Below are 22,572 nucleotides of genomic sequence, written 5' to 3' on the forward strand. Positions count from 1 at the left end.
TCTCTTGGGACTTCAACCGGAAACGTTCATCATCGTTCCAAACGTAGGTCTGAAACACCGACAAGCGGGGTGTTCGTCCGGGATCGTCCGCGTGGACGAACAGGAACGGTCCACGGAGGAGCGATGGCGTCGGTCAGCTCGTTTCGGTCGTGAACACCGGCGCTGGTAGTCCGTCGTCCGTTTCCATGACACCTGAAAAGACGACAGAATCGTCGATCTCCGGAGGAGCGTCATCAGCATCGGTCTCGATGCGCGCCGTGACTCGGGCAGCACCTACCTGAACGATTCCGACGTGATACGGTCCTTCGAAGCCGGTCGGCGGAACCTCGACCCGTGTGACGGAGTACAGCGTTCCTTCGGTCGGGAGATCGACTGATTCGAGATTCCGGCTGCCACAGTCGTGACAGACCGAAATCGGGGTGCCGTACGTCGCTCCACAGTCGGAACAGGACACCCCGAGGATGCGATCGGATCGCAACGCATCGGCCCACGCCTCATAGCCCACGCTCACAGTTTCGTCCATGTTCGCGCTCATGTTCGTGCCTCCATGATCGAGATGACCGTGGTTCCGGCGTCTCCACCGAGATTATGCGCCAGACCCCGCTGGGGATCGTCGAGCTGTCGGTCGCCAGCTTCGCCACGGAGTTGTTCGGTGAGTTCGACGATCTGTGCCACGCCGGTTGCACCGATCGGGTGGCCTTTCGCTTTGAGTCCACCGCTGGGATTGATCGGCCGGTCCCCATCGAGCGCCGTGCGACCCGCCTCGGCCGCCGGACCACCCTGTCCGTCCTCGAAGAAGCCGATCGCTTCGCTCGCCAGCACTTCTGCTCCCGTGAAGCAGTCGTGCACTTCCGCGAAATCGATCTCGTCGGCGGTCACACCGGCCTGCTCGTAGGCTTGGGTCGCAGCGTCGCGTGCGGCCTGGGTCGCATGGAGCGTCGGTTTCAACCCGAGCGGGACGAGATCGGTGGCGTGACCGACACCCGTCACGTCGACTGGACCGTCGAACGACGCCGCGCTGTCGTCGCTAGTGACGACGACAGCGGCCGCGCCGTCGGAGAAGGGACAACAGTCCATGAGGTGGAACGGATCGGCGACGATCGGCGAGTCGAGTACCTCCTCGACGGTCGTTTCGGAGCCAAAGTGCGCACGCGGGTTGTGGGTCCCGTTCCCGTGGTTTTTCACGGCCACGTGGGCGAGTTGCTCCTCGGTTGTGCCGTACTCGTGCATGTGACGTTTGGTCAGCAGGGCGAACACGCCCGGAAACGTCAGTCCAGTGGGCTGTTCGTACTGCCGATGTGACGCCGAGGCGAAAATCCGGGTCATCTCTCCCGTTCCCTTTCCGGTTTCGGGCGTGCATCGCTCAACCCCGCCGACGAGGATCGTGTCGTGGATGCCTGCCTCGACGGCTTGGACCGCGTTCTTGAACGCGTTGGCGGAGGTCGCACAGGCGTCTTCGAACCGTTGTGCTGGAACCCCGGCCAATCCAACTTCAGTGGCGAGCGTCGGTGCCAGATGCGTGTCGTTTTCAGTCTGACCACCCATCGCGTTCCCGAAATAGAACGCGTCGATGTCGGCGGGATCGACGCCCGCGTCGTCGTAGGCCGAAAGCGCTGCCCTTGCGAACAACTCGGGCAGTGACGACTCGTGAACGCCAAAGGTCGTCATTCCGGTCCCAACGACACTTGCTCGTGTCATCACTAGTGGATTCGACCCGCAATCACAAAGCTACACGGATATCGTGTTAGGTCACAATACCGTCCGTTCCGGTGGCGTTTAGTTCGCTGATCATCTACCGCGTGCATGTTCGATATCGAGGGCGAGCAGACGACTGCCCGCGTCTTTCTCGAAGAAGACCAACTCGGGCAGGCCGCCCACGAACAGCTCCAGACGCTGGTGGACCACGCCGCCTTTCGGAATCCCGTGTGTGTGATGAGCGATGCCCACTGGGGGAAAGGGAGCGTCATCGGCTTCACGATGGAATTGGGTGAACGGGTGGTTCCGAACACCATCGGTGTCGACATCGGGTGTGGGCTGTACGCCGTCAACGTTGGGTCCGAGCTGTCGGTGTCGGGTGAGGAATTGGATCGTGCAGTCCGTTCCCGGATTCCGATGGGATCGGCGGTCCGTTCCGACACAGACTACGACATGGCGGCGTTTCCATGGCAGAAGGCGAACGACGTTCTCGAACGGTTCGAAGAGAGCTACGGGCGTGACCTAGGGTTCGATGGGTACGATCGATCGTATTTCATCTCCTTGTGTCGTCGCGTTGGGATGGATGAGGGGCGTGCAGTCGACAGCATCGGAACGCTCGGCGGCGGCAACCATTTCATCGAGTTCGCCCGGAGCGATCGGAGCGGCGACGTGTGGGTCGTCATCCACAGCGGGAGCCGGGGATTGGGGTATGAGATCGCAACCCACTGGCAAGAACGGGCGACCGAGCACATGGACACCCGTGGTATCGACGTGGAGGCGGAGATCCAGCGCATCCGCGAGGAGTATGAGGGCGAGGAGATCGGCCGTCGCATCGATTCGTTCCAGGAACGGTTGACCGACCGCGACCGGAACGAAACGCTCGACTACCTCGAAGGAACAGAGGCCGACGGCTACTTCGTCGATATGATCTTCGCACAGCAGTACGCTGCCGAGAACCGCCGGGAGATGGCCCGGCAGATCCGTTCGGTCCTCGAGGCGACGCTCGAAGACGAGATCGAGTCGGTCCACAACTACATCGACTTTCGGGATCTCGTGATCAGAAAAGGGGCGACGCGAGCCTACGAGGACGAGCGGTTTCTCGTTCCGTTCAACATGCGCGACGGCACCCTGATCTGTAAAGGGAAATCGAACCCAGACTGGAACTGCTCCGCTCCGCACGGGGCGGGGCGGGTGATGAGCCGACGACAGGCAACCCGAGAGGTGGAACTCGATGCGTTCCAGGAAACGATGACCGACGTGTTTTCGAGGAGCGTGAACGGTGACACACTCGATGAGGCTCCACAGGCGTACAAAGACGCAGAGCTGATCGAGCGGTCGATCGAGCCGACGGCACGAATCACCGACCGACTCGACGTGTTCCACAACATCAAAGCGTCGTAGTCGACCAGTGTTGCGTCAGGTTTGCTCGGTCAGCGTGATGTTGAGTCGTGTTTCGATCGCCGTGATCAGTGAACCACCGACGTCCGCGCTAGTAGCGCGTCCTTCCTCAATGGCGATGATGTCGTTCTCGGAAGCGTCCAACTCCTCAGCGAGATCAGCAGTTCCGAGGTCGGCAGCGGCCCGGGCGTTTGCGAGCCGATCGGCGTATCCCCGAACGAGATACGGAAGCGGATCGCCCTCATACTCCGCATCGTCCACCCAGCCGGAGGGATTTCTCGATCGGGCATCGTCCATTCGGGCGGTGTTGTGCACCGCCCGCTGTCGTCTGTCGGGTTCGTCCGGATCACGCGTCCCGGTTTCACGTCCGTGCTCGTCGCGCTCCGATTCCGGTGTGCCGGTTTCGGCGTGGCGCGTTCGACAGTCGGGGCACACAGCGAGTGTCGCGCCAGCCACCCGCTCGGTGTGGAGCGTCGTCCGCTCGGCACCACACAGCTCACAGCTCCCCTCGTCGTCGGAGCTGATACCCCCGGTCGAGTACTTTGCCATGCTCGTGTATTCGGTTGCTGCTATTTAAACAGTTACACGAAGATGTGGTCTCACGCAGTCCGTTCGACGTCACTTTGGTGCTCGCGCCCTCCCAGACTGTATGTCACGACGCATACTCGTTGCCGGGGAAACGTTGATCGATCTCATTCCGGACGCTCCCGATCGATTCATCCGGCGAGCTGGGGGTGCGCCAGCGAACGTGGCTGTCGGGCTATCCCGGCTGGGATGGCCGCCATGGTTGTGGACCCGTCTCGGGACCGATCCGATGGGCGAGCATCTCGCTGATGTGCTCGCCGAAAACGACATTCCTGAGCGGTTCGTCGAACGCGATCCCGACGGGAAAACGACGCTCGCAATCGTTTCGTACGATGATGCCGGTGATCGGTCGTTCACGTTCTATCAGGATACTGCCGCTGACACGCGCTTTGCAACCGGTCGCGTTCCGGATTCGGCGCTCGAAACCGTCGATTGGGTGGTGATCGGTGGTATTGCGCTCACCACGGAGCCATCACGAACGGCGATCCTCGACCTTGCACGACGCGCACGGACCGCAAACTGCACGGTGGTGTTCGATCCCAACACCCGTCCCGAGCTGTCGGGACCGGCGTTCAAACGAACCGTCCGTGACGCGCTCAAACACACCCACCTGCTCAAAGCATCCACGGAGGATCTGCGTGCCATCGGCTTCAGCGGAGCCGATCCCGTTTCGCTTGCGCGTGCTGCGTGTGTGGAGTCGGTTCACACCGTGGTGGTGACACTCGGAGCCGAGGGTGCCGTGTTCGTCTCCCGTGATGCTGCCCCGTGGGGCGCGACAACGGTCACCCATCCGGGCTACTCCGTCGATGCCGTCGACACGACCGGCGCGGGCGATGGGTTTCTCGCTGGACTGCTCACAGCGTGTGTCGACGGTGATCGATCACCGGACGAACTGCTCGACATCGCAACGGCAGCTGGTGGTCTCACCGTCACGACGGCCGGCGCGATGACGGCATTACCCACCCGAGACAGGATCGAAACGCTCCGCAAAACACGCGATTGACGCAGTCGTCTCAATCGGCCGTCGGCATTGCGGCGTCGAGTGTCACCGCCGCGTTGCGCTCGCTCGAACGATACGTCGCATCCATCACTTGCTGAACGACGAGCCCTTGTTCGACGGTGTTTACCGACAACGGTCCCGATCCCCTCACCGCCTCGATGAACCGACGTTGTTCCTGACGATGGGGATTTTCATCGCGGGTCGTGATCTCGGTGTCAGAAAAGTGTGGAGCACCGGTCGGAGAGGATTCGAACAGAGTGAGTTCGCCGTCGGAGAGATCGAAACGCGCCCCAGCGTCGGTGCCTTGGATCACGAACTCGGTGCTCGGCGTCCGGTTGGCAGCCCACGCAACATCGAGCGAGATGGTCGAGTTATCCGCACACCGGATGAAGGCGTTTGCGGAATCGTCGACGTCGAAGGGGCCGTCGCCGTGTTCACCCCACATTTCGAGGTGAGTGTAATCCGGTCGGTCACCGAACACCGACCGCGTGACGCCCGATACCTCCGTCACGCGGGGGAAACCGAGCAGATACAGCGCGAGATCGATCGCGTGAGCACCGATATCGATGAGTGCACCCCCGCCGGCGGACGCTTCCTCAGTGAACCACGTTCCCCGACCGGGTACCCCTCGACGCCGGATGTACTTCGCCTCGATATGATGTATCTCTCCGAATCTCCCGTCATGGATGTACTGCTTGAGCACCTGAACCGGGCTTGCAAACCGGTTGTGGAACCCGACCATACAGAGTCCCGACGATTTCTTGGCCGACTCTCGCACCCGTTTTGCACTGTCGGTCGTGTGGGCGACCGGCTTCTCGATGAGTACGTTGTTGTCCGCTGCCAGTGCCCCCACGGCGTACTCCTCGTGGTACTGGTTTGGCGTCGTGATGATGACCGAGTCGGTCGTCTCGTACAACGACTCGGAATCGTCGTACGTCGGCACGCCGAACGTTTCCTCGAACCGATCGCGTGCCATCGGGGAGATGTCCATCCCTCCGACGAGTTCGACATCAAGCTGTGCCGTCAACGAACTGAGCTGTTCGGCGTGATACCGTCCGATGTTGCCAAGACCGACGATTCCGATAGAATGGGGGACGTGGCTGCTCATTGGCGAAGTGTATAGCCGCAGGATTGATGTGTATTGCTATATGGAATCGCGCCGTTCACCCCCCGTGGCGACAACTCATGGGCACGAAGTTATCTCTTGACCCACAGCCGACGACGGGGTGTACCCACTCGAAAGCCATATCGACGGTCCTATCGGCCGAACTTGATAATACAATATCCAATATTAGAAACAGAAATGGATGTTATTGGATAATAAGTGTTCACACAGAGCATATGAATTACAGTAGAAATGATCGGGGGTGAGACCCTGTTTCGACCTCCAGTCAATAGTGAGCGACACGGCTGTCCGTCGTCGTGAGTACATCACGTCGCGTCGGTCTCTGGGCTCTCGGGGTCGAGTCCGTGTGCGACTGCCCCACCGCTGGCGCTGTCAAAGAGATGGACCCGGGAGCGATCGAGAACTACGTGGACGCGTTCGTCGATCTCGATGTCGGTTTCCGGTGGCACGCTCACGAGCAGTTGAGCGGACTCCTCGTCCGCTGTTGCGGCATCCGAACAGAGGAGATAGACGAACGTCTCATCACCCATCGGTTCGATCACATCAACGACTGCGTTGATCGTCGTGCTCGGAGCCGACAGCCTATCAGCCCGTTTGGAATCAGCGAGATACGCGTCTTCGGGTCGAACACCCAGCGTTACGTCGTCAGGAACGTCGGAGAGATGGTCGAATGAGACGCTGACAGCGTCGGAGCTGAAACCATCCGCGGTCGTCGTTCCGTCGAAAAAATTCATTCCCGGTGAGCCGATGAACCCCGCGACGAACAGGTTTCGTGGCTCGTTGTAACAGGAAAGCGGTGGTGCGAACTGTTGGATGGAACCGTCGTTGATGACCGCAATGCGGTCGGACATCGTCATCGCCTCGGCCTGATCGTGAGTGACGTACACCACTGTGGTGTCGAGTTGTTTGTGTAGTCGCTGGAGTTCGGTACGCATGTGGGTTCGCAGCGTCGCATCGAGGTTTGCGAGCGGTTCGTCCATCAGGAAGACATCGGGATTCCGGACGATCGCGCGAGCGATGGCGACTCGTTGGCGTTGTCCACCCGACAACTCCTCTGGCCGGCGGTCTTTCATCTCGTCCAGCCGAACGATCTCCATCGCTCGATCGACGCGCCGTTCGATCTCGGCGCTATCGTAATCGCGCAGTCGCAGCCCGAAGCTGACGTTTTCGAAGACGTTCAGGTGGGGAAACAACGCGATGTTCTGGAACACCATTGCGATCCCCCTGTCTTTCGGTGGGAGCGTCGTCACGGTCCGGTCGCCGATGTGCACCGATCCCTCGGTCGCTTTCGTGAGTCCGGCGATGATCTCTATGGTGGTCGATTTCCCACAGCCTGACGGACCGACGAGGGTGATGAACTCCCCATCAGCGACGTCGAGGCTCAGATCGTCGACGGCGACGACATCTTCATAGCGTTTCGTGATGTGATCGAGTGTGAGGCGTGCCATTGTTTCACTCCTTGAGTGCGCCAGCGGTGAGTCCGCTGACGATCTTTTCTTGGGCGACAGCCACCAGAATCGCGACCGGTAGCACACCGATGAGACTGGCGGCCCCCATCAAGTTGTACAGTTGTGTGTACTGCGTCTGATAGTTGCGTATGCCATACACCAGCGGTGACCAGTCGGTAAATTCCCCGGTAGTCATCAAAAACGAGAAGAAAAATTCGTTGTACACGTAGATGAACGTGAGCACGGCGACGGTCGCTACACCCGGTGCCGACAGCGGGATGATCACCCGAACGAGTGCGCCGAGTCTGGTCGTTCCTTCGATACGAGCAGCGTCTTCGAGACCGTCGGGAATCTGGGCGTAGAACGTGGTGAGAATGAAGATCGACAGCGGCATGAACAGCGCGGTAAACGGCGGTAGCAACGCGGCAGGCGTGTTGAGCACGTTGGGACTACTGATCCCCAACAACGAGACGTTCCCAGCGAACAGTCGGTACAACGGAACGAAAAACGCCGCCGGCGGGAAATAGGAGATCGCCAGCACCACCAACAATAGCGGTCGTCGACCGGGAAACTCCAACCGACCGAACACGTATCCCGCAAGGCTCGCAACCACGAGAACGATCGCGGTAGTGCCAAGCGCGAGCATGATGCTGTTTGCCACGTACATGTGGAACGGGACTACCTCGAACACCTCGACGAACGACTGCCAGTGCAACCCGTTCGGTGTGAGTCCAACCGAGGCCAGTAGCTCCCGCGGCGTCAGCGCGATGACGACCAGCCAGTAAAACGGAAACAGGGTTCCAAAAAGGAAACCGAAGATGGCGACGTAGAACAACACCCGATAGAGGCGTTCTGGTCGATGGATCGTGCGAGTTACCCACCGTTCTATCCGTCCCGAATCCTCCGTGTCCGGTGTTGATGTACTCATTTTCAGACCACCTCCTGAGCGTATCGAACGATGTAGATAGAGACGAACACCCCGATGATCACGGCAGTGATGAACGCGACCGCAGCGGCAGTCGCATACTGGTTCGTCGAGAGCAATGTTTCGACGACGAGACACGACAGCGTCGGAACGGTCGAACAGCCTGCATCCGAGGCCACGACCAGCCCGTACACCCGCATCGCGCCGATCGTCCGGAACAGGACGGCGACCAGCACCGCCGGAAGGATGAGTGGGAGCGTCACCCGTCTGAATCGCTGCCAACGCGAAGCTCCGGCCACCTTCGCTACATCGTACAGATCCCGGTCGACGCTCTGTAGTCCGGCGAGGATCAACAGCGCCATGAACGCAGACGTCTTCCAGATGTCCGCCACGATCACGATCAACAGCGAGCTGGCGCTGTCATTGAACGGTTGGTCGGCCAGTAGACCGAGCTGCTGGAGCGGCTGTGACGCAAAGCCCACAGTGGGATCGAACATGAGATAGAAGATCATCCCCTGAATGACGATGGGCACCGCCCACGGCAGGATGATAGCGACCCGTACGAACCGACGCCCCCGAAAAGACCGATCCAACACGAGGGCCTGTCCGAAGCCGATGATCGTCTCGAACGCCACGGATACGATGGTGAACAGAAACGTCACGATAATGGCGCTCTGCAACGGGTAGTCGAGATCGAACAACGGTCGGATCAACACCTTCTCGCCGGTGAGAATCCGGACGTACTGATCGAGTCCGATGAATTCGCCGAGCGGTTCCGTGAGACTGTTCGCGTGTAATGACATCTCGAACGTACTCGCCAGCGGCCAGAACGCGACGAAACCGAGAATGAGAAACACCGGTCCCAACAGCAGGTACGCGAACTGTGTTTCGCTTAACCCTTCGATCCAACGCAGCAGGCTCGCGGTCGGTCCCGATCGTCGACCCTTCTCGGACGCCGTATCCGTAGATGTCGGTTCCGTGCTCATCTATGTGACCTCATTCTCGATCGATCGCAGCTGATCTTTGAGTTCGGTCATCGCGTTCGTCGTGGGTTTGTCCATAGCGGCAGCAGCGTTGACCTGCTGATAGATAGCCGTCGCCTCTTGGGGCCAGACGGGCGTTGCCGGACGGGAGATCGCGTTCGTGCCCGCAATCTTCAGCGTCTCCATATACCGGCCGACTGGTTCCTGCTCTGTAGCTGCCGTCGCGTCGTACAGCGCCGGTTTGGGTGGCATCCAGCCCGTGATCCCCAACAAACCGAGCTGAAAGTCGTCTTTCATAGCGACCTCGATGAGTTCGAGCGCCATCTCCGTCCGGTTAGTGTTGGCGTTGACCGTTATGTGCCACCCACCCAGCGCAGAGGTCGATCCCCCGGTACCGGATGCTTGGGCGTTCTCCGACGACACCGCGTACGGGAGTGGCATGACGCCATAATCGGTGCCGAACGCGTCCTCGGCTGCCAACGAAGCGATCGCGTACGGCCAGTTGCGCATGAACACCGCCGTCCCGTTTTCCATCGCTCTGAGCGTGTCTTGTTCTTTCCATGAGAGAACGTCGCCCGGAACGATCGACCCTCGATATCCCGAGAGCGCCTCGTTGTCGGTCCCACCGTGGATGAACTGGCGCACCATATCCAACGCGTGAACGACCGGCTCGTCGTCAACTGTAACGGGACGGTTACCGATCGGCCCGAACAAGTTTTCGCGTCCACCGAAGTACGCGCCCCCCCACGAACTCATGAACTCGTTGAACGTACAACAGGCGAGTCCCTCATAGGTGTCAAACTGAAAGACGAATCCGTGGTCCGCGTCGGTTTTATCGCGTACATCCTGTGCGATCGTCGAGAACCGTTTCCACGTCATCGGGGTTGTCGCCCATCCCTCGCCGTTCGGATCGTAGCCGGCATCGGTTACAAGGTCCTTCCGGTACTGTATCGTCGAGAAATCCGGAAACAACGGTACGCCGTAGAGATCGCCCGAATCCGGATCTTTCGCCGTTTCGACGCTGGCCGTGAAGTAGTCGTTCTCGATCGTCGAGAGCAACTCACCCGAAAGCGCGTTCGTTAGGTTCAACAGGTGTCCACCGACGATGAACGGGATCGTCCATCCACAGTCCATCAAAAACACGTCGGGATCGACCTGATCGGATTGGAGCAACTGCGTGTAACTCTGACGACGCTCACTGGAATCTTGGCTCCCTTCGATGAACTCGATCGTGATGTCCTCGGACAGCCCCTGATTGTGAAACAGCTGTTTTATCCGACCACCGTTCTGTCTCACTTGGACTGGATCGAACCCGAACGTAATCGTGTTTCCGTCTTCGCCCTCGTCCCCGTAGATACACCCCGCAAGACCCACCGTGATGCTCGAAGCACCGATCGACCCGAGAAACCGGCGGCGCGAGATCCGATCCCGGGAATCGGTCGGTGTGGTATCCGCCGACATACTCAGTACCTGACTCATGGACCCACATATAATTATTGGTTTATAATTATATTTATAAATTTGATGTGTTACTCCGATCATCTCTCTGAAGGGGGCGTTTCCGGCGATTCCTCGGGATCGCGGATGACAGGATAGACGAATTATATCAGCGTCACTTTTATGAGTCATTAGAGAACTGATACTGTATGGCGCTTGAGTCCGTTCTTCTCGCGATCGGGGAAGGTGACGCCGAGAGAGTTGGGTTACTGGCCCAGACAGTGATTGACATCGCTGGTCCGGCTGACGGGACGGTAACGCTCACCCACGTATTCACAGCCGAAGAGTTCGAAACCGTCCGCTCTCAGCTCGATTACGGGACAGAATCCTCCGTCGATCCGGACGAAGTGGCGCGTCGTCACACGACGACGCGATCGATCGAAGCGGAGCTGACGGCTGCTAATGTGGATCACTCCGTTCGTGGGTCGGTCGGTCCACACGGAGAATCCATCGTCGAAACCGCCACAGAGATCGGCGCTGATCTCATCGTCGTCGGGGGCCGGAAGCGCTCGCCGACAGGGAAGGCCGTGTTCGGAAGCACGGCTCAGGAAGTGCTGTTGAACGCTCCCTGTCCGGTGACGTTCGTTCGAGAGCAAGGGGACTGACCCGACTCCCCCTCACCGCCGGGGGGGAAGCGCTATCGGCACCTCGAATGTTTATACCTGTAGCCATGAAAGCTCCACCATATGAAGAACGTCGATGATCTGATCGAGAGCGCGGCGGATCTCACCCAGCGAGGGCTATCGAAAGGTGAGATCGCGGACGAACTGAACGTTTCGCGGGAGACCGCTAGCTGGCTCATCGAACGCGGCAGCGTTCAAGAGACGACGCCGGGAACGACTGCACAGGTCGGCGGCCCACACGACATTCACGTCGATTGGAGCGCGCTCGGACGCGATAGCCGTCGACTGTCGTACGCCGGTGCGGCGATGGCCGATCTCCTCACCAAAGAGGGCGAAGAGGTCGATCTCACGATCGGTATCGAGAAGGCTGGCACTCCGCTTGCCACGACGATCGCCCGAGAGCTGAACACAGATCTCAGCGCGTACAACCCGCGCAAACACCAGTGGGAGGAAGGCGACATCGAGGAGCTAGAGGGATCGTTCTCCCGGAACTTCGCCACGATCCGCGATCGGGACTGCTACATCGTCGATGACATCATCACCAGTGGAACGACGATGACCGAGGCGATCGAAGCGGTGCGGGCAAAAGGTGGAACGCCCGTCGCCTGCGTCGTGCTTGCCGACAAGCAAGGCGTCGAAGAACTCGAAGGCGTCCCCGTGTTCTCACTGCTCCAAGTGATCCGCGTGGGCAACGATGCGTGATGAGTGAAATGCATTGGGAACGGTGTGCAGTGAACGACGGAAAGGGAAGGGCTTTTATTAGCCTACGAAATACGATTAGATGCACGCAACACTGAGCGTGGGTAGCCAAGCTAGGCCAACGGCGCAGCGTTGAGGGCGCTGTCCTGTAGAGGTCCGCCGGTTCAAATCCGGTCCCACGCATAAGCGGAGAACAAGACCGGATTCGAATCCGGTCTCTCGCCATCTTTTCCACGAAGCGATGGACGAGTAGCATCGGAGCGGTCACGTTACTCGCTTGACCGTTCCTGATTGGTCATTAGGAACGAATCAACTTCCGCCGCGATCAGTTTTGGGGCTTCGCTGGGTCCGCCGTGACTGATACCGTCGAACTCAACGAAGCTGCTGTGCGGAAGGGCCGTGTGGACAGCGCGAGCACTCTCACGGAGGAAATCCAGTCCGTCGGTGCCGGTCAGTACGAGCACGGGAGCATCAACATCGAGACGGTCTGGAAGCCGGTACTGCTCAACGGCACGACTCATACGAAGGACCTCTTCGGCAAGGTCTACACATTCCGTCCAAACTGACCACGCTGCTAACCAGGCGTCGAGATCGTCACTGCCACCGGGGTGGAGAACCTGTTCGATGTAGCGTTTTACCGCCTCGCGGCGTTCATCTTCCTCAGTGATATCCTCGCCCGCCCTCAAGGGCGGGGCTTCCTACAAGGGAAGCCTCGCGTCGAGGGAGGTTTCAGGACTGAAACGCCGCAAGCGTCGTCTATCGGGATTGCCGACTCTGTGTGCGGTGTCCTGTGGCGAGTCATCGTCACCAGAAACGGACGCCGTTTCTGGTTGGCAGCTAGAACTCATCGAGTTCTGGCGACGCCCTGCCGATTTCCAAGGCAGACTCTCTTCCCACGGGGTAGCGCGACCCCCCGTTTGCGGACAACCGGGGTACGTCGTTCTCTCAGTAGTGAGGCCGTTTAAACAGAACGGCGCCCGAAGATCAAGGCTACAGGCTTCGGGAGCGACAACTGCAAGACGGTACCGTGTCTGTTCTGAGATATGCACCAACAGATCAAACAGAACGTTCCAGCAGTGACGGGGGTGTTAACTCTCCTCTCGCTCGGATTCGTGTTCGGAGCGGCTCTCCAGATCATCCCATCGACCGTATTTCCCCACGTCTCTGGTCTCATTGCGGTGATTCCACACCTCAACGCTGGCATCAGCCTCACTGCGATCGCGTTGATCAGCGCAGGCTGGTATTTCATCAGGAACGACGCGGTCGAGAAACATCAGTACGCGATGGTGACGAGCTTCGGTCTGTTTGTCGCCTTTCTCGGGTTGTATCTGTATCGCGTGACGCTCGAAGGGCCGTCACCGTTTCTCGGACCGGACGTGATCAAAACGTACGTGTATCTGCCGCTGTTGGCCATTCACATCCTGCTTGCGATCGTCTGTATCCCGCTGTTGTACTACGTGTTGTTGCTTGCGCTCACGCGTCCCGTTTCCGAGCTGTACGCGACGAATCACCGGCGGGTCGCTCGGATCGCCGCGCCGCTTTGGCTCATCTCCTTTTTCCTCGGCGTCGTCGTGTACGGACTGTTGCACGTAGTGTACTAGGAAAATCAGAACAGGTGTGGAACGACGGCTGATTCGGCTTTTCGGAGGTGTTCGTCGACAGTACTGGGGGCACAGTCGAGTTCACCCGCGATATCACGATGGGTCACGCGACGGGGAACGTCGTAGTAGCCCGCTTCGACAGCGGTCTCGAACACTTCCCGCTGGCGGTCAGTGAGTGAGGCCAGGAGGTCGTTGGTACCGGGATCGTATCGTCCGGCGTTCCGAACCGAGACGGTGAGCTCCCCGGGAACGGACTGAAGCACCGTTCCCAACCGCGCTGTGTTCCCGACCAAGGTGACGTTCATGCCGTCGGCGTCGAACGTGATCGGTGTGTCGATGATGAGACTATGGTCGTGTGCGAGTTCAACGAGGTGTCCGTCGGTGTTTGACACATCAAGATGGATGTACGCGTACACGTCGTCGCCATCAACGGAGACGATTTCATGGTCGAGCACGGTCTCGTGGGTCGTGATCGCCGTCTCGATGACTGAGCGAGGACCTGTGAGATGATACAACACGAGATACGTCTCATTAAATCGGATATCGAGGTGGAGTAACGTCTCGCGTGTAACGTGTTCCTGCGTCGTGAGATGCCGATCGATCGGGTGGAACGCGCGATCCGTCGGTCCCAGTGAGAGCGTGAGATATTTCATGATCAGTGGGCTGTTCGTACGTCCACGTGGTAGAGAGCCGGTACTGATTATTGTGACAAACCCATCCAAACGAACTGAAATTCAGGTTGCCGCTCGTCTCTGCGCCGAAGGGCGGCAACGATGTGGTCCGTACGTTGTAAGAAACATTGTAACCACATGATATGATCGATCGTGTGAACGAGGCAGTTCGTGACTGTCTCACAGCCCCAGAGGTCAGTTCCGTGTGCGGTTCAAACGTCGGAAGGGAACGTTTAACCTCGCACTGTCCTCAATCACGAGCATGGACTGGCCTCACGATCCGGATGCCGAGGAGGGAAGCGAAGGGATGCGCAAGTACGGGCAGGCGATCCTCGCCAAGAAAGTCGACGAGGAAGAGGATTTTCCCTTGTCCAAAGCCGAATTCCGAGAGCGCGTCGGTGATCACCCAGTTCGCATCGACCACGAAACCGTCGTCAGCGTTGCTGACGTGCTCGCGGACGTCGAGACCGAGGAGTTCGAAGACATCCAGTCGTTCAACCAGGCGATGGGCCGAGCGCTGCGCAAGCAAGGCAACTGGCCGTACGAAACTGGGAGCGCCACGAGCGACTGACAGCCGTCCCCCGCTCTGTTCATGAGTGTCCCGTTCCGTGTGAACGTGCGCCACGCTTATTCAGTCGGCACCACGTACCTGTTGACATGGCAGTCGATTCACCGAGTACGACCGACGCCGGACAGAGATTACCCGAAACGGTGATCGAGGAGTTGCTCGCCGAGCCGTATCGGCGTACCGTGCTCCAGTCACTCCGTGCGGCTGACGGAGAGATCACTGTCAGACAGCTCGCTACCCGTGTTGTCGCGCGCGAACGCTCCGTTCGCCCCGAGGCGGTTCCAGCGCGCAAGCGCGAGCGTGCTCAGGAACGTCTCTACGAACACCATCTTCCCAAGCTCACCGCAACCGATGTCATCCAGTACAACTCCCGAAACGCGAGCGTCGAACTGGGCGAAGCTGCCGATCAACTGCTCGATCGGGTCTAAACACTCACTTTTTTTATACGAGGGTGGCAAAACCACCTTCGTATAAAAAATCCGAACTAAAAAGCCGCTCGCTTGACGAGACGATCGCTCACTTCGTTCGCGCTGCGACTCGTTAGCTCCCGCTCGCGGTGCTGCATCTTGCCCGCAGTGCCTCTGCACTGCTACCGAACCGCATCATCGCAGACAGACTATTTGTCCTCGTGCCACACCGTCAAAGTGATAGTAAGAATAGATAATATCATCGGTAGTAGCGTCCACCGGTACTGTCTCAGTCTCGTCCGAAGAGCGCCCCCTGAGAAAGGAGTTGTAAGTATGATATGACATTACTCGTTACATCAGTACCTTTATATGTGAAGGAGTAAGGAACGATAAACGAGAACGCCAGCATGGCGGCAACGCATGCGCGTTCATTGAAACGCGCCGGGTGTGCACACCACCCGACGCTGGGGTTCTCAGCCGCAAACGAAAACCCATGATTGGGAACGAAGCAGAGACATGTAACGGTGTCGAATCGTATCAGAAAAATAAACAGCGCCGCAGTGTCGGAACTGTGGGCGGCCGGTTCGGTCGCGGTACGCGCATCGGATTGATTGCCCCCTATTGGAGGGCCGTCGATGATGTTGCCAGTGTTTCAGTTCTGGGACCGGCTTGGCGAGTCGGTGAACCTCTCGATGGTTGAGGATCGAGCGACGATCTCGAAGGCCGAACTGTACCACGTCGTGGATGTGGGGCAAGGGGTCTGGTGTCGGCCGTGTCGGAGTACGGGTTGTGCGCACGCCACGCAGATCGAGGAGATACTGGCGACGGCCGGGCTTGGTCAGTCACAGCTGGCGTACGACGATCTGCCCGGGATTGCGAACGTCACGCGCTACGACGCAGCAAAGGAGTCGGTCGTCACCGGGTGGTTCGAGAACGGTGGCCGCGTGCGGTATCACGAACAGCGCGATGGGACCGTCGTCCAGTCGGTGTACACACCTGAAAACGATCGGGAACCAGCCGAGGTGACTGAACAGCCCGACGCAACGAGTGCCCCAGCCGCGTTAGTCACAACGCTGGCGGCGTACTGCCACCATCGCCAGCGCGGCGATCCCGATGGATTGCGGGCCTGTTACCCTGACGTGGCTCGTATCGTGGACAAGGCTCCAGTCGTCCACGCTGACGACTGAGAACAACAGAGTCGGCGGCGGCGGTCGCGGAGCGGAAGCGGTCGCGGAGCGGGGCGGGAGATGCAAGTGTAGTCACCGCGAGCGCAGCGAGCGGCTTTTTTTGCCCCATCTTTGTTGCGTTCTCGCGAGCGCAGAGAGGAACGAAGTTCCTCAAGCAACCGGGCGCAGCCCGGTGACAGCGAGTGAGAGCCAGCGAGAGCTGTGCTCTCGCGCTGTGAGGGTGGCCGGAGGCCACCCGAACGGAAAAAAGGTGGGATCGAAGCACCAATATTCACCAACCAACAATGTCAGTTGTGACGAACACGCAGGTCACCCTCATTCAGATCGACAACTACGGACCATGGACTGTCACACCCGAGCCACGCCGTGAAGTCGACCTGCAAGCACTGCAATCGCGACTGTACGCCGACCTCTCCCAGCTGTTCGGTAATCGGAACGGCTACGTCTTTTTCTCTCGGTTCGACAATATGATCGCGGTGACGAACGGGATGACGATCGACGCCCACGCACTCATCCAAGAATCGATCGCCAACCGGTACCCGGTAACGATCAGCCTCGGCATTGGCGTCGACCGAACTCCGGTCGACGCACTCGGGCAGGCAACGAGTCGGCTCCAAGAGGCGGGAAGCGCCCAAGACCGAACACGGCAGGAGATCCTTCGGGGAGAAATGCTGGATGAGTCCCAACGAACCGACGAGGACGTCCAGATCGCTCATTTCGACGTGAACAACGCGACCGGAGAGTACACCGACCGACTGAACGAGTTCGATACGTTCATCCAGATCGAACAGGGGTACGCCGAACTGATGCGGTACATGCGGATGGCGCACGACTCACTGTCGTTTTTCGTCGGTGGTGACAACGTCATTGCGGTCTGTTCGACGATCGATCGACCGGCGTACGAAGACGCGGTCGAACACGTCCGGTCGACGGTCGGCGTCGACCTGAAAGTCGGCGTGGGACGTGATCGGACCGCACAAGACGCCGGAATGGCAGCAAAACGAGCACTCGAACGGTGCCGCGAGAAGGGGACAGCCGTCGTCCTCGATCTGTGATTCCGACAGTGCCGAGCGAATACGGAACTACGAGTGCTTGTTTCATAATGTTATCGGATCACATTTTACTTGTTCTACGGACTACCTCCGTATATGGTCACACACGACACTGTTCGAGATGTGCTTGTGCCCGACTTCGTCGGAGCGAGCGAGAGCGATTCCGTCCCAGCGAGCGCCCGACTGTTACTCGAAGAACGCACTGACCACCTCGTGGTGCTTCGGGGGACCGATCCGGTCGGTCTGGTGAGCACCCACGATCTCCTCGGGCGGTTTCTCACCGGCGACGCAGCAGACGCAACGCTCGGTGACGTGATGACAACCGACTATGAAACTATCACACCTGACGTGTCTGTAGAGGCAGCCGCCGATCGGTTCATCGGTTCCTCAAAGCCGCTGCTCGTCGTCGAAAACGGCAAACTGATGGGGCTATTGACCGAGCGGGATCTGTTGACCGCTCCGCAGGGAGATCCCTACGAACAAGCGCTACCGATCGACGAATCCACGGACAACACGGACGCTGACGCCGCGAGCCAGGGGATCTGTGAGGACTGTGGTGCGTTCACTCGATCGCTTACCGTCACTGACGGACGATCGTTGTGTTCGGATTGTCTCGACGTGTGACAATCATCAGCGTCCTGAGATCGTGGTGGAAATTTCGGATACATCGTCCCAGAATCGCTATTTATGACAATGTTCTTATAATCGCACATCCATCCACAGTCAATCGTTTACTCGCAATCAAAATAAGATGTGTGACGTTGATCGGAGATCGGGAAGCAAACACAACACCTTTCGTAGACCGCACAGGAACCACGGGCATGATACGGACGCTCGATGATCTCGATGCCAGCGGGACAGCAGTCGGGGTACGTGTCGACATCAACAGCCCGCTTTCAGGTGATGGGGATGGGTTGTTGGCGGATGATGCTCGACTGCGGGCGCACGTCGGCACCCTTTCGGAACTCACGGAGCGTAACGCCCGTGTTGCTGTGCTCGCTCATCAGGGTCGGCCCGCGGGTGATGAGTTCATGTCGCTTTCTGCCCACGCTCGCCGACTCGACGAGTTGCTCGATGCGCCCGTCGAGTACGTCGACGCCACGTTCTGCAAGGCGGCCCGAGACCGCATTGAGACGCTGGAGAATGGATCGGTGCTCGTGCTCGAAAACACGCGGTTTTACAGCGAGGAAAACATGTCGTTCGATCCAGTGAACGCGGCCGAAACCCATCTCGTCGAACGCCTGTCGAAGGTACTCGACGTTTTCGTCAACGACGCGTTCGCCGCTGCGCATCGGTCCCAGCCGTCGATCGTGGGCTTTACTGAACGACTCCCGAGCTTTGGAGGGCGGGTGATGGAACGCGAACTCGAAGCACTGGGTGAGATCAGAGATCGCCCGTCGCCTCGGGTGTACGTTCTGGGTGGAGCGAAGGTTGACGACTCGATCGAGATCGCAGAAACCGTTCTTCAGTCGGGAATCGCCGATACGGTTCTCACGACGGGAGTCGTCGGGAACGCGTTTCTCCACGCCGATGGGGTGTCACTCGGGGAGGAGACGGCGTCAGTCGTCACCTCTCGCGCGCGTGATCGACTTGATCTCGCCGAAGAACTGCTCGATCGGTTTCCGGATCGGATTCAGACCCCCTCCGATGTCGCCATCAAGCGTGACGGTGAACGCATCGAGCGTTCGATCGAGTCTCTCCCGGTCGAACAGCCCGCGTTCGACGTGGGACAGGAAACGATCGATACGTACGCCGAGGTGTTCGAAACCGCTGGAACGGTGGTGCTCAACGGACCAGCGGGAGTGTTCGAAGACGAACGGTTCGCCGTCGGAACCAAGGAACTGTACAACAGTGCCACTGACGCCGGGTTTTCGATCGTCGGCGGCGGAGATACGGCTGCTGCGCTCCGTCAACTCGGGTTATCCGGCTTCGACCACGTCAGTACCGGTGGGGGTGCGGCGCTCGCGCTGTTGACTGGCGAGCAGCTCCCGGCGGTCACGGCGCTCGACTCTGGGGCTGAGAACTGATGGAGATCGACACTCCCGATCGGAACGAGGCGGATGTGCTCACGGATCTGTGGATAGCGCTCGCCCGTGGTCAGCAGGATCACGGCTCACATCTCGCCGCAGAATCAAACCGCACGCCGATCCGGGAGTCGATCACGCAACATCTGGTCACCGGTGGGCTACTCGTCGCCCGCGCTGACACCGCTGTCCAGCGGACAGAGAGCGACCTAGTCACCGATATTGTCGGATTCGTGATGTTCAGTGCCCACTCGGGCCGGTATGAGGAGACGACGGCCGCCGGGCTGATCGAAAACTTGTATGTGGTTCCCGACCACCGCGGAGACGGGATCGGCTCGTCGCTGCTCGTAGCCGCGGAACAATCACTGTACGAGCAAGACATCGAGACGATCACGCTCGATGTGATGGCAAACAACACGGAGGCACAGCAGTTTTACGAACGACACGGCTACACAACCCATCGGGTCACGATGGCGAAACACGAAACCGATATACACTCAAAGGACGAGTGATCACTGTATAGATACACGCTGCCAAGGGAGCTTGGGTCCGGTCCAAGCACTCGATTTGTAATCGAGAATTCATGGGTTCAAATCCCATCCTTGGCTCTGCTGAAAACTGTCTCCAGATTTGTCGCCTCCAAAAGTCCCACACAGCATAGCTGCCTTCGACGAAATATGCGATGTCTCTGAGTGGACTAGGCACTCAACGCAGTAACGACATCTTCGACCGTGAATAGCCGAAAATCGTCCCGTTTCGCAGCCGCTTCCGTTACAGACTGTTTGAATCCACTCCGTGAAAACAGTGCGTACTCCGCGACTCGTTCACTGCCGTTGTTCGGTGTCCGTCGGAGTTGGTTGACGTGACGCTCAAGTTTCGAGAGTGCGTTGTATCCGACCAGTGACTGCTGGAATTTGCATTCGCCAGCGATCAGGGTCTCTCCAGTAGTGAGTCCCACGGCATCGATCTCGTGTTCGCCGTACCACCACTGTCCGGTCTGCGTGATCGTCTACTCCGGGTACAACGACCGAAGCGCTGAACAGCACAACTCCGCAAACGACGTGCTTACGAAATCAGCTACCTCTGGTTCGATGAGCGTCTCGTACGCATCCTATCCGAATTTGTCGTACTGCTCCAGTCCCATAGACGAAGTGGAACCAGAAGCGGAAGAACGGATCCCTAATAGGCGTCGTCCGACTCGTAGAGAGCACGCAGCCGTGAGAGTTCCTCACTCCGGTTTACGAACTCCGCCATAGCTGATGCTATTCGATCTCAACGTATAGTACTTCAAAGTATCATACTCTCGTTCAGGTGTTCGACCTTGGATCAGCTCCGACCGACTGAGCGTCGTGCAGTGGTTGGCTGCCGTCCGGTAATCGACGCGTGCTGTCGTGGGTGCTGGTCGCCACAACGTGCCGACCTCACTGCGGTCAGGAAAACACAGCCCTCACAGCGCACGATCGTCACCAGCGATGTTCTGTCTGTTTCTTAAAAAACGAGGAGAATGACTTACGGTCCCAAGATCGACCGGAACGTTCGGTATGCCTCTCCGTCGACGTCGAGCAAGCGCTTACGGACGAAGTGCCCTTTGGCACAACGTTTGATCTCGACGCTGCCGCCCTCGCCCTCCTCTTCGATGATACGGGTGTACACAGCCGCCTCACACCACGGCTTGATGCACGTCTCTCGGGCAGGTGATTCCTCATCGTTCTGGTCACAACCGATACTTTTCTCTACGTCCGTGTCGTTATGATCCATTGGTGTTCACTGCTCGTTAACCGCGAACCTCGAACACCGCCGTTCGGGTGTTTCCACCACCCGGACACTTTGTGTGTCACGCGGCGTTCGTGCTTCTCATCGTAATCCGTGAGTAAAAAGCTATCGAACAGGAAAGATAATTGTCAATATTGCTGATCGATCAGTTCAACTCTTAGCGGCAGGTCGCGAGCCTGTTGATGGCGTGGATGAACGCCAATTCGATCGCTCCGAGTCGAACGGGAATTACTCACGACTGGCCGTTTTTCTCGCCCTGAGCTACAGTGATGGACTGTTCTAGGTGAGGCGGGTAGCTGAACTGTAGGTGCTAAGCCCCCTTCCTCAACGAACGAGCGTAGCGAGTGAGTAGGTCGGGGAAGTTCACTAGCGAAGCATGAATATATCGGAATATAGTAATACAGAATATGTCAGAAACACTGCGAGATATCGAATTCAATCGAGATTTTTCCGAGGAGGAGGTGAAAGAGTGGGTCAATACGTCACCAGAGTGGAAACCAGACGAACGCGTGGAAGCGAGTTCGATCGAATACGACCTTGTGACTTTTGTCGTCTACCAACAGGACAGTAGCGTTGGCTGGTTCGACCTGAACGTCGACGAAATCCCCCACGACGTGGAGAGCGGGCAGGTCTACAACGCTGAGATCGAGGGCGACACGGTCGTTTGGATGCAGTTCGATCCTGAGGTGACCGAGCGCTCGAAGGAGCGGTTGGAAGAGAATTACGATGACGTCGTAACCACGGTTGAGGAGGACTACGAAAACGTCGACCGCGGCGAGTGACTGAAGGGAATCCATGGTCTCAGATTCTACGTATGATGAGCACACGTACTGGATCGGAGCTGAGAACCGAATGGAGCAATGCTACCGATACCAATCCATATTACATCTAGTTTAGTCTCCCTTCACCAATGTTTATACAGGTTGTGGTGTTGATATAAGATAGAGCTATGACGTCGTTCGACGGTGCTCAATACTGGTGGGAAGAGGACCCAGACAATGGTGAGTATGAACTTCAATTTGATCGGTTTGAATCAAACAAGGCCGTTCTTCTCGTAGTTGACGAGGCAGAGGAGTGGCCTATCGGAGATATCGTTCTCCCAGCAGCTAGTGTTCCTGAACTTGATCCAGATGATGCAGTCGGGACTGCGGTCTTCCACGGGACAATTGAAGACGGTGAACTCATAGAGATAGCGTACGATTCGGCACTTACTGAGCAACGCATCACAGAAGCTGAAGAGCAGGACAAGCGTATCCGTGCGAATTCTGCCGATAAAAGCGCAGAGTCAGACAAGCCAGAGAATCAATAGC

Annotated in this window: 25 protein-coding genes, 2 tRNA genes and 1 pseudogene; 16 read left to right on the plus strand and 12 right to left on the minus strand. The window is 58.4% G+C overall.

Going from position 1 to position 22,572, the window contains the following annotated elements; all coding sequences use genetic code 11:
* Nucleotides 1–133 precede the first annotated feature (133 nt).
* Together MW046_RS04425 and MW046_RS04430 are read right to left on the minus strand one after the other, a co-directional pair.
* Nucleotides 134–535, minus strand: a complete 402-nt coding sequence (locus tag MW046_RS04425) for a Zn-ribbon domain-containing OB-fold protein (RefSeq protein ID WP_247994359.1) — start codon at nucleotides 533–535, stop codon at nucleotides 134–136.
* Nucleotides 532–1,698, minus strand: coding sequence for a thiolase domain-containing protein (locus tag MW046_RS04430; RefSeq protein WP_247994360.1), 1,167 nt, complete (start codon nucleotides 1,696–1,698; stop codon nucleotides 532–534). Before MW046_RS04430 ends, MW046_RS04425 begins: the two co-directional genes overlap by 4 nt.
* A 105-nt stretch (nucleotides 1,699–1,803) precedes the next feature.
* Between MW046_RS04430 and MW046_RS04435 the strand changes: the two genes are divergently transcribed.
* Nucleotides 1,804–3,096, plus strand: a complete 1,293-nt coding sequence (locus MW046_RS04435; RefSeq protein WP_247994361.1) for an RtcB family protein — start codon at nucleotides 1,804–1,806, stop codon at nucleotides 3,094–3,096.
* 15 nt (nucleotides 3,097–3,111) lie between these two features.
* Here the strand turns inward: MW046_RS04435 and MW046_RS04440 are convergent, their stop codons facing one another.
* Complete coding sequence (locus MW046_RS04440) at nucleotides 3,112–3,642, minus strand: helix-turn-helix domain-containing protein (RefSeq protein WP_247994362.1); 531 nt, start codon at nucleotides 3,640–3,642, stop codon at nucleotides 3,112–3,114.
* A 100-nt stretch (nucleotides 3,643–3,742) separates the two neighbouring features.
* Here MW046_RS04440 and MW046_RS04445 point away from each other — a divergent pair, with 100 nt between their 5' ends.
* Nucleotides 3,743–4,681 carry a carbohydrate kinase family protein gene (locus tag MW046_RS04445; protein ID WP_247994363.1) on the plus strand — a complete coding sequence of 313 codons (939 nt, stop codon included), beginning with the start codon at nucleotides 3,743–3,745 and terminating at the stop codon, nucleotides 4,679–4,681.
* A gap of 10 nt (nucleotides 4,682–4,691) precedes the next feature.
* On the opposite strand, the gene MW046_RS04450 is transcribed toward MW046_RS04445, so the two are convergent.
* The 5 genes from MW046_RS04450 to MW046_RS04470 all read right to left on the minus strand — a co-directional run bounded on the left by MW046_RS04450 (nucleotide 4,692) and on the right by MW046_RS04470 (nucleotide 10,621).
* Nucleotides 4,692–5,786, minus strand: coding sequence for a Gfo/Idh/MocA family protein (locus MW046_RS04450; protein WP_247994364.1), 1,095 nt, complete (start codon nucleotides 5,784–5,786; stop codon nucleotides 4,692–4,694).
* Nucleotides 5,787–6,109: 323 nt separating this feature from the next.
* Entirely contained in the window at nucleotides 6,110–7,252 is a 1,143-nt protein-coding gene (locus MW046_RS04455; protein WP_247994365.1) for an ABC transporter ATP-binding protein, read from the minus strand.
* A 4-nt stretch (nucleotides 7,253–7,256) separates the two neighbouring features.
* Entirely contained in the window at nucleotides 7,257–8,180 is a 924-nt protein-coding gene (locus tag MW046_RS04460; protein ID WP_247994366.1) for a carbohydrate ABC transporter permease, read from the minus strand.
* A 2-nt stretch (nucleotides 8,181–8,182) separates the two neighbouring features.
* On the minus strand, nucleotides 8,183–9,163 hold the full coding sequence (locus MW046_RS04465) for a carbohydrate ABC transporter permease (protein ID WP_247994367.1): 981 nt from the start codon (nucleotides 9,161–9,163) through the stop codon (nucleotides 8,183–8,185).
* Entirely contained in the window at nucleotides 9,164–10,621 is a 1,458-nt protein-coding gene (locus tag MW046_RS04470; protein WP_247994368.1) for an extracellular solute-binding protein, read from the minus strand.
* Between the two features lie 185 nt (nucleotides 10,622–10,806).
* Here MW046_RS04470 and MW046_RS04475 point away from each other — a divergent pair, with 185 nt between their 5' ends.
* The 3 genes from MW046_RS04475 to MW046_RS04485 all read left to right on the plus strand — a co-directional run bounded on the left by MW046_RS04475 (nucleotide 10,807) and on the right by MW046_RS04485 (nucleotide 12,162).
* Nucleotides 10,807–11,262 carry a universal stress protein gene (locus MW046_RS04475; protein WP_247994369.1) on the plus strand — a complete coding sequence of 152 codons (456 nt, stop codon included), beginning with the start codon at nucleotides 10,807–10,809 and terminating at the stop codon, nucleotides 11,260–11,262.
* A gap of 81 nt (nucleotides 11,263–11,343) precedes the next feature.
* Nucleotides 11,344–11,982 carry a transcriptional regulator GfcR gene (gene gfcR / locus MW046_RS04480; RefSeq protein WP_247994370.1) on the plus strand — a complete coding sequence of 213 codons (639 nt, stop codon included), beginning with the start codon at nucleotides 11,344–11,346 and terminating at the stop codon, nucleotides 11,980–11,982.
* Nucleotides 11,983–12,077: 95 nt separating this feature from the next.
* Nucleotides 12,078–12,162, plus strand: a tRNA-Leu gene (locus MW046_RS04485).
* Nucleotides 12,163–12,248: 86 nt separating this feature from the next.
* Here the strand turns inward: MW046_RS04485 and MW046_RS04490 are convergent.
* Nucleotides 12,249–12,632, minus strand: a pseudogene (locus MW046_RS04490) (alpha/beta fold hydrolase); the annotation flags it as partial.
* 390 nt (nucleotides 12,633–13,022) lie between these two features.
* Here MW046_RS04490 and MW046_RS04495 point away from each other — a divergent pair.
* Nucleotides 13,023–13,580, plus strand: coding sequence for a DUF420 domain-containing protein (locus MW046_RS04495; protein ID WP_247994372.1), 558 nt, complete (start codon nucleotides 13,023–13,025; stop codon nucleotides 13,578–13,580).
* A 5-nt stretch (nucleotides 13,581–13,585) separates the two neighbouring features.
* Here MW046_RS04495 and MW046_RS04500 read toward each other — a convergent pair whose 3' ends face one another.
* Nucleotides 13,586–14,233 (minus strand): helix-turn-helix domain-containing protein, encoded by a 648-nt coding sequence (locus MW046_RS04500; protein WP_247994373.1) that lies wholly within the window; start codon nucleotides 14,231–14,233, stop codon nucleotides 13,586–13,588.
* 280 nt (nucleotides 14,234–14,513) lie between these two features.
* Here MW046_RS04500 and MW046_RS04505 point away from each other — a divergent pair, with 280 nt between their 5' ends.
* From MW046_RS04505 to MW046_RS04540, 8 genes are all read left to right on the plus strand, one after another.
* Entirely contained in the window at nucleotides 14,514–14,822 is a 309-nt protein-coding gene (locus tag MW046_RS04505; protein ID WP_247994374.1) for a DUF5785 family protein, read from the plus strand.
* Nucleotides 14,823–14,908: 86 nt separating this feature from the next.
* On the plus strand, nucleotides 14,909–15,247 hold the full coding sequence (locus MW046_RS04510) for a DUF7344 domain-containing protein (protein WP_247994375.1): 339 nt from the start codon (nucleotides 14,909–14,911) through the stop codon (nucleotides 15,245–15,247).
* A gap of 614 nt (nucleotides 15,248–15,861) precedes the next feature.
* The gene (locus MW046_RS04515) at nucleotides 15,862–16,413 is read left to right on the plus strand and encodes a hypothetical protein (RefSeq protein ID WP_247994376.1); all 552 of its coding nucleotides are present in this window, start codon (nucleotides 15,862–15,864) and stop codon (nucleotides 16,411–16,413) included.
* A gap of 293 nt (nucleotides 16,414–16,706) precedes the next feature.
* Nucleotides 16,707–17,468, plus strand: coding sequence for a GTP cyclohydrolase III (locus tag MW046_RS04520; RefSeq protein ID WP_247994377.1), 762 nt, complete (start codon nucleotides 16,707–16,709; stop codon nucleotides 17,466–17,468).
* A gap of 93 nt (nucleotides 17,469–17,561) precedes the next feature.
* A complete protein-coding gene (locus MW046_RS04525) occupies nucleotides 17,562–18,089 on the plus strand; it encodes a CBS domain-containing protein (protein WP_247994378.1) in 528 nt (175 codons plus the stop codon).
* Nucleotides 18,090–18,286: 197 nt separating this feature from the next.
* The gene (locus MW046_RS04530; RefSeq protein ID WP_247994379.1) at nucleotides 18,287–19,492 is read left to right on the plus strand and encodes a phosphoglycerate kinase; all 1,206 of its coding nucleotides are present in this window, start codon (nucleotides 18,287–18,289) and stop codon (nucleotides 19,490–19,492) included.
* A complete protein-coding gene (locus tag MW046_RS04535) occupies nucleotides 19,492–20,001 on the plus strand; it encodes a GNAT family N-acetyltransferase (protein WP_247994380.1) in 510 nt (169 codons plus the stop codon). The genes MW046_RS04530 and MW046_RS04535 overlap by 1 nt, the downstream gene beginning before the upstream one ends.
* 20 nt (nucleotides 20,002–20,021) lie before the next feature.
* Nucleotides 20,022–20,097, plus strand: a tRNA-Thr gene (locus MW046_RS04540).
* Between the two features lie 89 nt (nucleotides 20,098–20,186).
* On the opposite strand, the gene MW046_RS04545 is transcribed toward MW046_RS04540, so the two are convergent.
* Together MW046_RS04545 and MW046_RS04550 are read right to left on the minus strand one after the other, a co-directional pair.
* A complete protein-coding gene (locus tag MW046_RS04545; protein ID WP_247994381.1) occupies nucleotides 20,187–20,447 on the minus strand; it encodes a hypothetical protein in 261 nt (86 codons plus the stop codon).
* Between the two features lie 551 nt (nucleotides 20,448–20,998).
* A complete protein-coding gene (locus MW046_RS04550) occupies nucleotides 20,999–21,247 on the minus strand; it encodes a hypothetical protein (protein ID WP_247994382.1) in 249 nt (82 codons plus the stop codon).
* Between the two features lie 422 nt (nucleotides 21,248–21,669).
* On the opposite strand from MW046_RS04550, the gene MW046_RS04555 reads away from it, so the two are divergent.
* Nucleotides 21,670–22,044 (plus strand): hypothetical protein, encoded by a 375-nt coding sequence (locus MW046_RS04555; protein ID WP_247994383.1) that lies wholly within the window; start codon nucleotides 21,670–21,672, stop codon nucleotides 22,042–22,044.
* A 167-nt stretch (nucleotides 22,045–22,211) separates the two neighbouring features.
* Nucleotides 22,212–22,571: a hypothetical protein gene (locus tag MW046_RS04560; protein ID WP_247994384.1), complete on the plus strand. Its 360-nt coding sequence runs from the start codon at nucleotides 22,212–22,214 to the stop codon at nucleotides 22,569–22,571.
* Nucleotide 22,572: the final 1 nt, after the last annotated feature.

The sequence above is a fragment of the Halocatena salina genome, assembly GCF_023115355.1.
In the GTDB taxonomy this organism is placed as follows: Archaea; Halobacteriota; Halobacteria; order Halobacteriales; family Haloarculaceae; genus Halocatena; species Halocatena salina.

What these genes read in the sequence shown, in the direction of transcription:
- MW046_RS04425 (WP_247994359.1), bottom strand. Translation starts at nt 535, where the DNA reads ATGAGCGCGAACATGGACGAAACTGTGAGCGTGGGCTATGAGGCGTGG.
- MW046_RS04430 (WP_247994360.1), bottom strand. Translation starts at nt 1,698, where the DNA reads ATGACACGAGCAAGTGTCGTTGGGACCGGAATGACGACCTTTGGCGTT.
- MW046_RS04435 (WP_247994361.1), top strand. Translation starts at nt 1,804, where the DNA reads ATGTTCGATATCGAGGGCGAGCAGACGACTGCCCGCGTCTTTCTCGAA.
- MW046_RS04440 (WP_247994362.1), bottom strand. Translation starts at nt 3,642, where the DNA reads ATGGCAAAGTACTCGACCGGGGGTATCAGCTCCGACGACGAGGGGAGC.
- MW046_RS04445 (WP_247994363.1), top strand. Translation starts at nt 3,743, where the DNA reads ATGTCACGACGCATACTCGTTGCCGGGGAAACGTTGATCGATCTCATT.
- MW046_RS04450 (WP_247994364.1), bottom strand. Translation starts at nt 5,786, where the DNA reads ATGAGCAGCCACGTCCCCCATTCTATCGGAATCGTCGGTCTTGGCAAC.
- MW046_RS04455 (WP_247994365.1), bottom strand. Translation starts at nt 7,252, where the DNA reads ATGGCACGCCTCACACTCGATCACATCACGAAACGCTATGAAGATGTC.
- MW046_RS04460 (WP_247994366.1), bottom strand. Translation starts at nt 8,180, where the DNA reads ATGAGTACATCAACACCGGACACGGAGGATTCGGGACGGATAGAACGG.
- MW046_RS04465 (WP_247994367.1), bottom strand. Translation starts at nt 9,163, where the DNA reads ATGAGCACGGAACCGACATCTACGGATACGGCGTCCGAGAAGGGTCGA.
- MW046_RS04470 (WP_247994368.1), bottom strand. Translation starts at nt 10,621, where the DNA reads ATGTCGGCGGATACCACACCGACCGATTCCCGGGATCGGATCTCGCGC.
- MW046_RS04475 (WP_247994369.1), top strand. Translation starts at nt 10,807, where the DNA reads ATGGCGCTTGAGTCCGTTCTTCTCGCGATCGGGGAAGGTGACGCCGAG.
- gfcR (WP_247994370.1), top strand. Translation starts at nt 11,344, where the DNA reads ATGAAGAACGTCGATGATCTGATCGAGAGCGCGGCGGATCTCACCCAG.
- MW046_RS04495 (WP_247994372.1), top strand. Translation starts at nt 13,023, where the DNA reads ATGCACCAACAGATCAAACAGAACGTTCCAGCAGTGACGGGGGTGTTA.
- MW046_RS04500 (WP_247994373.1), bottom strand. Translation starts at nt 14,233, where the DNA reads ATGAAATATCTCACGCTCTCACTGGGACCGACGGATCGCGCGTTCCAC.
- MW046_RS04505 (WP_247994374.1), top strand. Translation starts at nt 14,514, where the DNA reads ATGGACTGGCCTCACGATCCGGATGCCGAGGAGGGAAGCGAAGGGATG.
- MW046_RS04510 (WP_247994375.1), top strand. Translation starts at nt 14,909, where the DNA reads ATGGCAGTCGATTCACCGAGTACGACCGACGCCGGACAGAGATTACCC.
- MW046_RS04515 (WP_247994376.1), top strand. Translation starts at nt 15,862, where the DNA reads ATGATGTTGCCAGTGTTTCAGTTCTGGGACCGGCTTGGCGAGTCGGTG.
- MW046_RS04525 (WP_247994378.1), top strand. Translation starts at nt 17,562, where the DNA reads ATGGTCACACACGACACTGTTCGAGATGTGCTTGTGCCCGACTTCGTC.
- MW046_RS04530 (WP_247994379.1), top strand. Translation starts at nt 18,287, where the DNA reads ATGATACGGACGCTCGATGATCTCGATGCCAGCGGGACAGCAGTCGGG.
- MW046_RS04535 (WP_247994380.1), top strand. Translation starts at nt 19,492, where the DNA reads ATGGAGATCGACACTCCCGATCGGAACGAGGCGGATGTGCTCACGGAT.
- MW046_RS04550 (WP_247994382.1), bottom strand. Translation starts at nt 21,247, where the DNA reads ATGGATCATAACGACACGGACGTAGAGAAAAGTATCGGTTGTGACCAG.
- MW046_RS04555 (WP_247994383.1), top strand. Translation starts at nt 21,670, where the DNA reads ATGTCAGAAACACTGCGAGATATCGAATTCAATCGAGATTTTTCCGAG.
- MW046_RS04560 (WP_247994384.1), top strand. Translation starts at nt 22,212, where the DNA reads ATGACGTCGTTCGACGGTGCTCAATACTGGTGGGAAGAGGACCCAGAC.